This is a genomic window from Cytophagales bacterium (genome assembly GCA_033344775.1).
Classification (GTDB): Bacteria; Bacteroidota; Bacteroidia; order Cytophagales; family Cyclobacteriaceae; genus JAWPMT01.
Window position 1 is genome coordinate 2,521,540 of sequence record JAWPMT010000005.1, and the last position, 12,690, is coordinate 2,534,229.

A 12,690-nucleotide genomic window follows, 5' to 3' on the forward strand; every position below is an offset into this window, starting at 1 on the left:
CGCCGGGGGCTTTTAATTTTTTTCGTTGCTAAATTTCAATTTCAAGGATCTGAGTTGTCCACTCACGCTATCGTCCAGTTTTCGGTCGCCCATCTGAATGGTATAGCCACCAATCAGTGAAGGATCTACTTTTTCTTTCAATAAAGGCTCCTTGCCGGAGATGTCTTTCACCATTTTCTCGAAAGACTTTCTCAAAGAAGCATCCAATGCAAAAGGAGTTGTAACTACTGCTTCCTGGATTCCTTTATGCTCATTATAGAGTCTTATGAATTCCTCTGCAATTTCACCGAGAAGATTTTCTCTGTTCTTCTTTGCGACGGTCTGGAAAAAGCGATCGGTCAAAGGCTCAATCTTTCCTTTGAACAAATTTGCCAGGATGCTGGCTTTCTTCAGATGAGGTATGATTGGGCTGGCTAGCATCAACTGGAAATCCCGGCTTCCTTCATACAGGGCCAAAAATCCTTTGATGTCTGCACTCACCTTATCTAGAATGGACTGCTCCTCAGCAAGTTCCAATAAAGGAGTGGCATACCTGACCGCTATTCTTTTGGATGACATTAGCTATCAGTTCGTTTTTACTTCAGACAAGAATTTTGTCACCAACGCTTGTTGTGATTTGTCGTCAGAAAGGTTCTCTCTGAGGACTTTTTCAGCAATTTCAAGTGAAAGTGTAGATACAAGGCTCTTCACCTCAGCTAGTGCATTTTTCTTTTCAGAGTCGATGCTTGCTTTGGCATCTGTGATCATCTTTTCAGCGATCGCAGCTGTTTCGTTCTTCGCATCTTCTTTGATCTGGTTGGCTACTTCATTCGCCTTTTTCAAGATCTCATCTCGCTCAATTCTAGCTTCTTTGAGCAAGTACTCATTGTCTGCTTTGATTTGAGCCATTTCATTCTTTGCCTTCTCAGCCGCTTCCAAAGCATCTGAAATGGTAAGCTCTCTGGCTTTCAGCGCTCCGGCAACTGGTTTCCAAACGAAAGCCGCCAGAATGATGAAGACAAGTGTAAATACAACTATTTGCCAGAATAAAAGTCCAATGTCGGGGGTTAAAAGATCCATAAGTTTTTTTTCAGATCGTTGACAAGATTAAAGGAGGTTGAGACCTAATGTCTACAATCCTCCTTTTTTCATTTAAGCTACTGGATTCAGTGAGATCAAGAAACACACAACCACACCAAACAGCGCAATTACCTCGATAAGTGCAGCGATGATAAGCATAGCAGTCTGTACTCTACCTGCAGCTTCTGGCTGACGAGCCATTGCTTCCATGGCAGAACCACCGATTTTACCGATACCTAGTCCAGCGCCTATTGCTACCAAACCTGCACCGATACCTGCACCCATCACGGCAAGTCCAGCACTCATAATTAAAGAAATCAACATGATCTATAAAATTGAATAATTGAACAATTCTTAATTAATGATGGTCATCTACTGCCATTCCAATGTACATCGATGAGAACATCGTGAATACATAGGCCTGGATGGTAGCAACCAATATTTCTATAAAAGTGATGATCGTCACCACTAGTGTACTTCCAATCCCTACTGCGTAAGAGTGGAAGATAAATGTCAAACTCATTAAACTCAGGATCACGATGTGTCCCGCTGTGATCGCCACAAAAAGTCGCACCATCAGGGAGATCGGCTTGGTGAACATACCGATGATCTCAACAGGAACAATGATCGGCTTCAATGCCATCGGTACACCCGGCGTATTGAAGATGTGTCCCCAGTAATGCTTGTTCCCACTTAGGTTAGTCAGCAAGAATGTTCCTACTGCCAGAACCATGGTTACCGCAATGTTTCCGGTCATATTTGCTGCGCCTGGTAAAAGCCCCAACAGGTTACCAAACCAGATGAAGAAAAACAGGGTCAACATATACGGTAGGTATCGTTCGTACTTTTTCTCACCAATGTTTGGCTTTACAATCTCATCTCTTACGAAAATGATGATCGGCTCAAAAAACGACTGAATGCCTTTTGGAGCTTTGCCTTCATTCTTTTTATACCCTCTTGCTACTGCAAAAAAGAGCAATAACATGATGGCTGCATCAATGAATATGAACAATACATTCTTGGTGATCGAAAAATCGATTGGGTGTGAACCGTCTTGGGCAGTAATGTGGCCGTGATCCATCACATAGCCATTATAAGGCACAGGATTGTGATGATCATCGAAGAAATTAGAAGAAGAGAAAACGTCCAGGCTTCCATGGTTATACAGGATCACGGGAAGGTGAACTTCGATACCATGTGCGATTTCCCAAACATGGGAATCCTTAATATGGTGATCAATCATTTCACCGGGATTGAAGCCTTCTTCTGAATCACCGCTTGCTGCCCAGGTATTGCCAGAAACGGCAAAAAGGAGAACAAGCACTAAAAGGTTGGTTTTCAACAGCTTAAAAGAATCTTTTAATAGGATTTTTTTCATTTCTCTTTGTTCCCCTGGGAATTCGGCCGCAAGTTAGCCAATACAATACTCAATTCAAATACCATGTATAACAAATAGACCACCATGAATTGGATGATCAACGGCCGTAAATCTTCAACCTTGAGCAGAATCAAGATCAATAGATAGAAAATGGCCGTAAGAAACCTCAAAGACACTGCCCCGATGGCATAAAGTGGCAGTCTGGGACGATCCTTTTCAGCTAAAGAAAGCAGCCATGAGATCAGTAAGGACTGTAAAAAAAAGAAGAGCACCATGTAAGGAAAATGGCTGTGCAATTCGATCAGTCCAAATCCATTCCAGAAATAGACTGCTACCAAAACCAATGAGATTCCAAGAGAGGTGAAAAGGTACTTCTTCACGGGTTCAATTTTTTAAAGAGATAGTAGATCGTTCCAGCAACACTGAATAAAACTGCCACAATGATGACCCATGGGATTTTATTCGCTAAATATTGATCGAGCTTGTAGCCGCCCCAAATGACCACTACATTGAATATGACCACCTCGAATGCCACTGAAGAAAGCCTTCGTGGATCGAAATCAGGATCAGCTTTGGGCCTGGAGGAGGGTGGCTTGTTCTTTTTTTCCAATTTTGATCTCTCTGGACTTCACACCCATCTTACAACCTCCGTTGAACAGTGCACCTGACTCCACGATCAATTTATCGGTAACAATGTCACCATCTATCACGGCTGTAGCTTTCAGGATCAATACATCCGTCACTTCGACGGTACCGGTTACGTGGCCTTCCACTTCAGCATTCTGCGCCACTACATTGCCTTCAACAACGGAAGACTGGCCAAAGACGGCCTTGGATTTGGTCTTCAGATCACCGACTAATTTTCCATCAATTCTTAAGTCTCCAAAGGTTTCGATGTTCCCTTGAATGACGGTGCCCTTCCCAATCATATTGGTGGACTTACTTAGCTCTTGTGTGTCCTTCTGTTCCTGCTTATTGAACATGAATTAATGAGTTTGCTGTCTAACTTAAAAGGAGAAGTAGTTTTCAGGATCGAGTGCATTGCCCCTGTGCCAAAGCTCAAAATGTAAATGAGGACCTGTAGTCAGCTCCCCGGTGTTGCCAACAATTGCAATAATCTCGCCTCCAGCGACAAAGCTACCAACGTTTTTCAATAATTCCGAATTGTGTTTGTACACTGAAATGAGGTTACCTCGGTTGTGTTGTATGCCCATTACGTATCCGTTATCTAGCGTCCAGGTAGAAAAAATGACAATCCCTTCAGCCACACTTTTCACGACTTCATTCTCCATGGCCGCGATATCTATCCCATAATGCCCATCTTTCGGACGAAAGCCGTCCACCTTGATCCCTTCAATGGGTGAGAAGAGATAGACATCAGAAAGTTCATTGCTTTCGTAAGAGGTGAACTGCAATATGTCCAGGTCTGTCTCGCCATATTCTGCTCTGAATTGTGAATCAACCTCTTGCAATGCGGGCTCGATCAATAATTGCGGGTCAGCATTGACTGATGCACTTCGGTCCGATAATGCAGCATAGATGCTGTCTTGTCCCTCAAAGATCAATCTCAAATTTTCGATATACCTGCCCTTAGCCTCTGTCTCATGTTGCAAAGAATCCAACCTTAAGGTCAGTTCCATCAACTGCCGGTTGGCAATCATTTGTGCATGTCGAGGGTCCAACCAGGCTTCCAGCACCTGCGAAACCAGATAAATGGATAGCAACAGGGAAATCAAAAATAAGCTCGCGATCAAAAGGATCACACGGGCATAGTTGAAACTGATCGTTCGCTTTTCCTGGAAGTTTTCCTCATCCCGGATGATCAACAAGTACCTGTTGGTCAGCCAACCTGACAATGTGCGCTTAGTCCCCAATCCTAAATTATTTTTTGAGCTTGCAAATATATCCAACCCAAATTTGCGATCCTTATAATTTCACAGACTGCAAGTAAACTACTCCCCTTATTAGCGGTAAGCGATGCGACCTAAATCACCTGAATTACGCTTATTTCATCTCTGAAAGTCAATTATTTTGACCGGGCCAAAGTAATTATCGTATGGAATAATCTGGGTTGATTCCACACTGTTTATTTTTACGACATATTATCATGTCCGAAATTTCGTTGTATAGGCACACAGACCAATTTCTCGTGAAAAGCTACCTAACTCTATTGTTGTTGGCGGTGCTCGTTCCAGCCTATGCCCAGGGTCCCATCCGCGCGACCTATAATAACGTAACAGCTCGCTATAATGCCTATTTCTATGCGAAACAGCGTATTTTGGAAGTAGAGACGGCACTTGCCGAAAACTATCAATGGAACTACAACCGGACGTTACCGATTTACCCGCAATACGACACTATATTTTCCCAATCACAGGAAACTGCCCTAGAGGATTGTATCAAAAAAGCTTCCATCAGCATTCAGCGGCATCCAGAATCCCGTTGGGAATTTGATTCTTATAATCTGGTGGGGAAAGCCCGGCTCTATGGATCTGAATTTGCCGAGGCGGTAAGGGTATTTAAATACGTCAACGTCAAAAGCGATAACAAGAACGAAAGACATGCTGCCCTGGTCGAATTGCTTAGGACATTCGTTGAAGCACAGGAGTTTTACAACGCTGAAGGTGTTTCTGACTTTTTGAACAAGGAGAAACTCAATGGCGAGAACTTAAGAAAGCTTTATTTGAACCGGGCTTATCTCTATCAGAAAAGAAAAGACAATGATAAAACCGTCGCCAATCTGGTTCTGGCAGAAGCCTTGATGCCAAATGGAAAGGAAAGAGGTCGGATCAATTTCATCATAGGTCAAATCTATCAGGAGCTTGGATTTGATGCTGAAGCGTATCGGTACTACAAAAACACACTCAAATCAGGGCCAGAGTACGAATTGGCCTTTTACACCAAGCTGAATATGGCCCAGGTGACTGAGCTCAACCGGAACAGTGAGCGCAGAAAGGTTGAAAAGTATTTCAAGAAGCTGTTGAGAGATCCTAAAAACCTGGAATACAAGGACAAGATCTACTACGAAATGGGGGCTTTCGAGTTGAAGCAGGGGAACCTCAACGAGGCCATCAAAAACTACAAATCTTCGGTGGCAAGTAGCATCAACAACAATCGTCAGAAATCCTATTCTTACTGGCAGTTGAGCAAGATCTACTATGACAGTCTGGCCAACTATGAGCAGGCAAAACTCTATTACGACTCCACCGTCGCTACAATGCCTCAAGACGAAGAGGCCTATGCATCCATCGCCGAACGGCAAAAAATCCTGGAAGAGTTCGTCAAACACATCAGCACCATCCGAGTCAATGATAGCTTGTTAACGCTTTCTGAAATGAACAGCGACGAATTAGACCTGATGCTGGATGAGATCATTGCCAAGGAGATTGACCGACAGAGTGAGGAGAAGAAACGACGTAAAAAAGAAGAACGAAGACAACAAACTCGAACCAATAATTTCAATGACCCGTCGGAAGCCGGGACCATCAGCACGAAAACTGAAGGGGTTTGGTATTTCTACAATAATACATCGGTTAGCAGGGGTCGCTCGGAATTTATCCGCAAATGGGGTCAACGCACATTAGAAGACAACTGGAGAAGGCGCAACAAAATCCCTGCAGAGAATGAAATAGCCTCTGCAGAACAGGCCATTGAAACCGGAGAGAGCGAGGATAGTAAAGAGAAAGAAGTAGCAGAAATTGATCCTGAAGCCATGAAAGAAAAGTTCATGTCAGGAATTCCTTTTAAACCAGAAGAAAAAGTCAAATTGCTCGGAGAGATCGAAGAGGCATATTACCAGGCAGGGAACATATATAACTTTCAGCTGGTAGAAAAAGAAAACGCTGTTGAAACGTTTGAAAAGCTGATCACGCGTTTTGATACGACTACATACAAACCAGAGGTACTTTACCAATTGTACTTACTCTATAAACCTCTGGATTCTACCAAATCATCAGATCGCGCCAACCAACTGCTTAGAGAGTTTCCGGAATCAATCTATGCAAAATTGATCTTCAACCCAAGATACAGAGAAGAGAACCTGGCCAAGAATCAGGCGGTGCAAAGGGCTTATGCATCTGCCTATGATCTGTTCTACGAAGGTGATCACAAGACTTCCATTTCAATTATTGATAGCACCCTTCAGGCCTATGAAGAAAGTGACTACCACGACAATTTGATTCTACTCAAAATTCTGAATATTGGTCGAACTGAAAACATCTATCAATATCAGTTCGAACTCAACAAATTCATCGTAGACCATCCGGACAGTGACATTGGCGACTATGCCCAGGAATTGGCAAAAGCGGCGGAAGATCATCAAATCAATCTATTCAGTAGTTCGAAAGGTAAGTATATCAAAAGCTTTGACCAGAGTCACTACTTCATCTTTGTTTACTCAAACCCCGAGTTATCCGAGACTTTACCGGATGAAATTCAGCAAATTATAACGGATCAGAACATGAAACTGACCAGCGCAAATCTGGTTCTCGATGAAAAATATTCGATGGTTTTGGTTAATGAGCTTCCTGGGAAATCCTCTGGCAAGGCCTTCCTTAAGATATTCAGTGAGAAATCTAACTTGAGGGAAAAATATAAGGACGAGATCTTCTATGAATTGGTCATCACCAAAGACAATTTCAATATTCTTTACGAGTCCAAAGACTTGAAGTCTTACCTGAATTTCTTTGATAAAAACTATCAATAATGGCACTAACGAAACGTACTAAGAGAACCATTTTTGTCATTTGGGCTTTGTTTATCCTGTTCTTTGGAGGAATAGCAACGACATTCCTGATGGTTCAAAACGATGCCTTTGGTTTATTTGGCGGCCTGCCTAGTTTGGAAGCGCTGGAGAAGCCAGATCCTGACCTCTCTTCTGAATTATTTAGTGCAGATGGCGTTTCTTTAGGTAAATATTTTCGAACCAACCGTACTCCTGTCACCTATGACGAGCTTTCCTCAGAGCTCATCAACACGTTGATGGTAACGGAAGATGTTCGCTTCAAAGAACATTCGGGTATTGATCTAATCTCCTTGTTGCGTGCCGCTTCCGGGGTATTAACAGGCCAATTTAAAGGTGGTGGAAGTACTTTGACCATGCAGTTGGCAGAAAACCTTTACAAAACCTCTACTGCCAACAGAGGGTCTCTTTACAGTATTCGAGTAGCAGGATCTGTTGTTACGAAATTGAAAGAATACATCATCGCTGTAAAACTGGAACAGGCGTACACGAAGGAAGAAATTCTGGCGATGTACCTTAATACGGTACCGTTTGGCTCCAACTCCTTCGGCATCAAAGTAGCAGCAAAGACATTCTTCAATAAGTTGCCATCACAACTCTCTTACAAGGAAGCTGCGGTATTGGTCGGTTCCATCAATGCACCTACGCGTTACAATCCTGTTTACAATCCGGACAATGCCAAGGCCAAACGTACAGAGGTACTTTACAATCTTTATCGATACAACATTATTGACCGAAACACCTTTGATAGTTTAGATGCTGAACCATTTGGATTGAGTTATAAGGTGGATAACCAAAATGAGGGATTAGCTACCTATTTCCGGTCCGTCATCAGGAATTTCCTTTTATCATGGACCAAAGAAAATGGTTATGACCTTTATGATGACGGACTCAAGATCTACACAACCCTAGATAGTCGTTTGCAGGCCTATGCGGAAGCAGCCATGGAACAATCCATGGATACTTTACAAGCCTATTTCATCGAACACCTGGAAGGAGACATGCCCTGGATAGATCAGGATGGTGAAGTGATAGAAGACTTTATCCAGGGTCAATTGGAACGATACTCCCCGCATTATAAACGCCTGGCCAAAAAATACGGTGATCAACAGGATTCCATTGATTTCTACATCCATGAGAAGCGGAAAATGCGGGTCTTCAGCTGGGACGGTGAAATAGACACTCTGTTCAGTACGTATGATTCCATGTACTATTACAAGCACTTCCTTCAGGCTGGATTCATGGCCATGGAACCCAAAACCGGACATATCAAAGCGTGGGTAGGTGGCATCAATCATAAATTCTTCAAATACGACCATGTACAGCGTGGGAAAAGACAACCGGGATCCACCTTCAAACCCATCGTCTACACTGCTGCCATTGACAATGGCTACTCTCCATGTTATCCTGTAGTAGATGCTGCCGTAACCTTCTCATTGCCCGGTCAGGATCCACCAACCTGGACACCAGACAATGCCAATAACATTTTCACCGGTGAAAAAATGACCGTTCGGCGCGCCATGGCCGCCTCCGTGAATAGTGCCACCGCCTTTATCATGAAAAACATAGGCCCGGAAACGGTTGTGCGATACGCAAGGTACTTAGGTATTGAAAGTCCATTGGCTCCGGTTCCGGTATTGTGTCTAGGTGCTGCAGGTGAAGTCTCATTATATGAAATGCTTGGCGCTTATAGCACATTCGCAAACAAAGGGAATTACACGAAGCCATTTTACATTTCAAGGATTGAAGACCAGAATGGCAATGTGCTACAGCAATTCGTACCAGAGCCCAAGGAAGCCCTTAACGAGGAAACAGCTTATCTGATGCTACACATGCTCAAGGGAGCTGTAGAAGAAGAAGGGGGCAGTGCTCGTGCATTGGATTGGCGAATAACCTACGAAAATGACTTTGGCGCCAAAACCGGAACCACACAAAATGCCTCTGATGGCTGGTTCATTGGCGTGACACATGACCTGGTAGCTGGTGCCTGGGTCGGTGGAGATAACCGCAGTATTCACTTTAAACACTGGGCTCAGGGTCAGGGAGCGAGAACAGCCCGACCTATTTATGAAAAATTCATGTTGCAGGTATATGAGGACAAATCACTGCCTTACGAAAAAGGAGTATTTGAAAAACCACTGCAACCTCTTTCTGTTGAATTGGATTGCAGCCTGTATGAAAACGATGCAGCATCAGATTCACTTGCTCTACCTGCTGTGAATGCGGATGAATTTTAGTGAGTAAATGAACACTCAGAAACTAGAAAGGACGCAATATAACCTACTTCCTGACGATCCTGGCGTCTACCGATTCTTCGATGAAGAAGGAATTATTTACGTTGGCAAAGCCAAGAATCTCAAGAAGCGCGTATCCAGCTATTTTACAAAAAACGATCACAATCGTAAGACCTATCGCTTAGTTCAGGAAATCCATTATATCCAGGTAACAGTAGTTAACTCTGAGTTTGACGCCTTACTCCTGGAGAATAGTCTGATTAAAGAAAATCAGCCGAAATACAATATCCTGCTTAAGGATGACAAAAGCTTTCCTAGCATTTGCATAACTAACGAACGATTTCCCAGGATCTATTCTACCCGTCGAATAGATCGCAGCAAAGGCCAGTATTTTGGTCCTTATACCAGTGTGAAGGCCATGAACAATGTTTTGGACCTGATCCGCAAGCTATATAAGATTCGTACTTGCAATTTCAATCTGTCCGAAACCAATATTGCTAAAGGGAAATTCAAAGTTTGTCTGGAGTACCATATTGGTAATTGTTTGGGGCCATGCGAAGGCCTACAGCAAGAACACGAATACATGGTTGAGATTGCTCAGGCTAAAGAAATTCTGAAAGGCAACATCAGCCCTATCCGGAAATCGTTTCTTGGCCAGATGCAGGAAGCTGCTACTGAACTCAATTTTGAATTGGCTCAATCCTTTAAGGTCAAGTTGGAATATTTAGAGAAGTTCCAGGTCAAATCGCTCATTGTCCAACAGAAATTTACTAATCTGGATGTCTTCACCATCCTCCATGATGAACCCAAATCTTACATCAATTACATGATGATCGAAGAGGGTACTATCAAAATCTCTGAGACAGTAGAAGTCAAAAACAATCTTAATAACTCACCTGAAGACATTTTACAGTATTCTATGCTGGCACTTCGTGACAAATATCAAAGCTCGAATAAAGAAGTGCTTACCAATATAGAATTAGAAGACTGGCCGGAAGTCAGTATGATCGTTCCAAAAATTGGTGACAAGAAAAAGCTGATTGATCTTTCTCTGAAGAATGCTTTTATGTCCAAACGGGAAAAGCAGGCACAAGCAGAAAACATCAAAAACAAGCCTAATCATGCGTTGATTGAGCTCAAGAAAGAATTGCAGCTTACGGAGATGCCCTACCACATCGAATGTTTTGATAACTCAAACATTCAGGGAACACATCCCGTAGCTTCCATGGTCTGCTTCAAAAATGGCAAGCCTTCTAAAAAAGATTATCGAAAATTCAACATTAAAACGGTTGTAGGACCGGACGATTTTTCATCGATGTATGAGATCGTCACGCGTCGATATTCTAAACTTCTAAATGAAGGACTACCTTTCCCAAAACTGGTGGTGATTGACGGTGGAAAAGGTCAATTGGGTGCTGCTGTAAAGGCCTTGAAAGACCTGGGTGTTTATGGAGAAATCCCTATTTGTGGTATTGCGAAAAGGCTGGAAGAAATCTATGTACCCAACGATCCCATTCCTTTACACATTAGTAAGAAATCCGAAGCATTAAAGTTATTGCAACATGCCAGAGACGAGGCGCACCGATTTGCGATTACCTTCCACCGCCAGAAACGTTCTAAGACAAGCTTAAAGTCGGAATTAGATGAAATCAAAGGTATAGGCCAAAACACCCGTGAATTGTTATTTAGGGAATTTGGCAGTGTGGAGAAAATGAAAAAAGCGGATTTCGAGCAATTGAGCGCTGCCGTAGGTCCCAGCAAAGCACAACTCTTGAAATCCGCTTTTAAGAAGTAAAAACTTCTTAGTATTCTTTTATGCACCGAACACTATTTCGGTGATAGTTTCCAATGGTCCCGTGAAACACGTCAGGAGTATCTTCGATAGTAATCAAACCAGCAGTATTGGAAGATCGGTTTTCCGAATCCCAATAGTTACCACTTCGTCCTACGTTATTGTAGACTTCTCCCGGGTCTCCAAATCCACCTAACTTCAGATTCATTCCACTTTCCCCTCCTTCTCTTAATGCCGGAGAAGCGTTATCCATACCACCAAACTTTGATGCTAAAAAGGACCAGTCCTTGATAGTAGGTAATCTCCACCCTTCAGGGCAAGCTTCCAAAGCAGCATCAAACGTATAGAGACGGCCATAAACTTCACAATACGCAGGCTCATTCGAATAGCAAAAGGAAGATTCCGTTTCATAATTCAAATTCTCAATCATCCACGTACGTTTTACAGATACTCCACCAACAAGTGGGATATCATAGGTGACGATTTTGTAAGTTTTCCCGTCTCTGCTGTCAGTAAGGGTAGATTCCTCCTGAGCCAATACGCAGAAGGAACACAAGACAAAAAGTAAAGCAAATATTGATTTCACGGCAAATCAGTTGATTTCAAAAAGGAGTTTAAAAATTAGTACTCCCAAAGTTCCGACTCATACTCCATCAGCTCGTATTCATATTGCTGTTGGATAATCATCGCATTCATTGGATCTTGCTGTATCAGGTCGCCATATTGCTGACGAATGTCAATGTCTTCAGCGTTGGAAATTTTCGTAATCGGTGCTGAAAACAGCCTTAATTCGAAAGCGTCCGCAAAATTCAAATGACTAGCCTGATTCTGTACATTGTACCAAATGGCTTTATCAGCGTAGTGCGTTTTGAAAAGCTCTACAATATCTTCATATCTAAAGTGTCCTGCTAGCTTTTCGAATCCGCCTGGGTTCCAGTCAGTACCAGCACTTGCAGGTAGATATAAACTCACAGTTTGGATATAATTATACATTCGAGAGCGATTCCTGTCGAACACTACTTCTTCCTTTAAATAAAGTATAGAAAAGAATTCCGGTGGAATATCATCTCTTTTAGGGCCATCATCTACAGTTTCAGTTTCCTCAGCAGACGAATCGTCGAAAGTGCTGAAACCATCACCACCACTGATGAATGGATTCTCGTCTCTTTCAACAGAAATGTTCGAAGTAAACTGGATGTCAGGCATAAAATTGATGCAAGAGTCTGATCCGTATGGTCTTAGCAATCCTTCATCTACAGCCTGAATCAACAGTCTCGAAATCTCACCATTTTTAGAGTTGAATGGCTTATTCTGCTTTTCCTGCAGGTTCATTCTTCTCCATACCGTCTTCTTAAAAAGACTGTAACTCTGAGGAACATCCGGCTTGATTAAAGGCACACTTTGGGGCGCCTCTTGCGCGACTACTAACACGGGAGCCACGATCAAGCACATTAAAATAACACTAACAAATTTTTTCATACCTATC

General features: G+C 42.7%; 13 protein-coding genes. 3 read left to right on the forward strand and 10 right to left on the reverse strand.

What is annotated here, in order from left to right:
* Nucleotides 1–12: 12 nt before the first annotated feature.
* The 8 genes from atpH to R8G66_28305 all read right to left on the reverse strand — a co-directional run bounded on the left by atpH (nt 13) and on the right by R8G66_28305 (nt 4,311).
* Nucleotides 13–558 carry an ATP synthase F1 subunit delta gene (gene atpH / locus R8G66_28270; GenBank protein ID MDW3196302.1) on the reverse strand — a complete coding sequence of 182 codons (546 nt, stop codon included), beginning with the start codon at nt 556–558 and terminating at the stop codon, nt 13–15.
* 6 nt (nt 559–564) lie between these two features.
* Nucleotides 565–1,059: a F0F1 ATP synthase subunit B gene (gene atpF, locus R8G66_28275; protein MDW3196303.1), complete on the reverse strand. Its 495-nt coding sequence runs from the start codon at nt 1,057–1,059 to the stop codon at nt 565–567.
* A gap of 72 nt (nt 1,060–1,131) precedes the next feature.
* Nucleotides 1,132–1,383 (reverse strand): ATP synthase F0 subunit C, encoded by a 252-nt coding sequence (gene atpE, locus R8G66_28280; GenBank protein MDW3196304.1) that lies wholly within the window; start codon nt 1,381–1,383, stop codon nt 1,132–1,134.
* A 34-nt stretch (nt 1,384–1,417) separates the two neighbouring features.
* Nucleotides 1,418–2,437: a F0F1 ATP synthase subunit A gene (gene atpB, locus R8G66_28285; protein MDW3196305.1), complete on the reverse strand. Its 1,020-nt coding sequence runs from the start codon at nt 2,435–2,437 to the stop codon at nt 1,418–1,420.
* Nucleotides 2,434–2,817: a hypothetical protein gene (locus R8G66_28290; protein ID MDW3196306.1), complete on the reverse strand. Its 384-nt coding sequence runs from the start codon at nt 2,815–2,817 to the stop codon at nt 2,434–2,436. Before R8G66_28290 ends, atpB begins: the two co-directional genes overlap by 4 nt.
* Entirely contained in the window at nt 2,814–3,047 is a 234-nt protein-coding gene (locus R8G66_28295) for an AtpZ/AtpI family protein (protein ID MDW3196307.1), read from the reverse strand. Before R8G66_28295 ends, R8G66_28290 begins: the two co-directional genes overlap by 4 nt.
* The gene (locus tag R8G66_28300; GenBank protein MDW3196308.1) at nt 3,004–3,420 is read right to left on the reverse strand and encodes a polymer-forming cytoskeletal protein; all 417 of its coding nucleotides are present in this window, start codon (nt 3,418–3,420) and stop codon (nt 3,004–3,006) included. The genes R8G66_28295 and R8G66_28300 overlap by 44 nt, the downstream gene beginning before the upstream one ends.
* Before the next feature lie 24 nt (nt 3,421–3,444).
* Nucleotides 3,445–4,311: a M23 family metallopeptidase gene (locus R8G66_28305; GenBank protein ID MDW3196309.1), complete on the reverse strand. Its 867-nt coding sequence runs from the start codon at nt 4,309–4,311 to the stop codon at nt 3,445–3,447.
* A 275-nt stretch (nt 4,312–4,586) separates the two neighbouring features.
* On the opposite strand from R8G66_28305, the gene R8G66_28310 reads away from it, so the two are divergent.
* From R8G66_28310 to uvrC, 3 genes are read left to right on the forward strand one after another with little or no spacing between them, the layout of a single operon-like run.
* On the forward strand, nt 4,587–7,142 hold the full coding sequence (locus tag R8G66_28310) for a hypothetical protein (GenBank protein ID MDW3196310.1): 2,556 nt from the start codon (nt 4,587–4,589) through the stop codon (nt 7,140–7,142).
* Entirely contained in the window at nt 7,142–9,415 is a 2,274-nt protein-coding gene (locus tag R8G66_28315) for a transglycosylase domain-containing protein (protein MDW3196311.1), read from the forward strand. The genes R8G66_28310 and R8G66_28315 overlap by 1 nt, the downstream gene beginning before the upstream one ends.
* A gap of 7 nt (nt 9,416–9,422) precedes the next feature.
* Nucleotides 9,423–11,207 carry an excinuclease ABC subunit UvrC gene (gene uvrC, locus R8G66_28320; protein MDW3196312.1) on the forward strand — a complete coding sequence of 595 codons (1,785 nt, stop codon included), beginning with the start codon at nt 9,423–9,425 and terminating at the stop codon, nt 11,205–11,207.
* A gap of 7 nt (nt 11,208–11,214) precedes the next feature.
* Here uvrC and R8G66_28325 read toward each other — a convergent pair whose 3' ends face one another.
* Together R8G66_28325 and gldN are read right to left on the reverse strand one after the other, a co-directional pair.
* The gene (locus R8G66_28325; protein MDW3196313.1) at nt 11,215–11,790 is read right to left on the reverse strand and encodes an FISUMP domain-containing protein; all 576 of its coding nucleotides are present in this window, start codon (nt 11,788–11,790) and stop codon (nt 11,215–11,217) included.
* 35 nt (nt 11,791–11,825) lie between these two features.
* Entirely contained in the window at nt 11,826–12,683 is an 858-nt protein-coding gene (gene gldN / locus R8G66_28330; GenBank protein MDW3196314.1) for a gliding motility protein GldN, read from the reverse strand.
* Nucleotides 12,684–12,690 lie beyond the last annotated feature (7 nt).

Bases quoted from the DNA above. Each gene is read 5' to 3' on its own strand.
- atpB (MDW3196305.1), bottom strand. From the start codon at position 2,437: ATGAAAAAAATCCTATTAAAAGATTCTTTTAAGCTGTTGAAAACCAAC.
- atpE (MDW3196304.1), bottom strand. From the start codon at position 1,383: ATGTTGATTTCTTTAATTATGAGTGCTGGACTTGCCGTGATGGGTGCA.
- atpH (MDW3196302.1), bottom strand. From the start codon at position 558: ATGTCATCCAAAAGAATAGCGGTCAGGTATGCCACTCCTTTATTGGAA.
- gldN (MDW3196314.1), bottom strand. From the start codon at position 12,683: ATGAAAAAATTTGTTAGTGTTATTTTAATGTGCTTGATCGTGGCTCCC.
- R8G66_28315 (MDW3196311.1), top strand. From the start codon at position 7,142: ATGGCACTAACGAAACGTACTAAGAGAACCATTTTTGTCATTTGGGCT.
- atpF (MDW3196303.1), bottom strand. From the start codon at position 1,059: ATGGATCTTTTAACCCCCGACATTGGACTTTTATTCTGGCAAATAGTT.
- R8G66_28300 (MDW3196308.1), bottom strand. From the start codon at position 3,420: ATGTTCAATAAGCAGGAACAGAAGGACACACAAGAGCTAAGTAAGTCC.
- uvrC (MDW3196312.1), top strand. From the start codon at position 9,423: ATGAACACTCAGAAACTAGAAAGGACGCAATATAACCTACTTCCTGAC.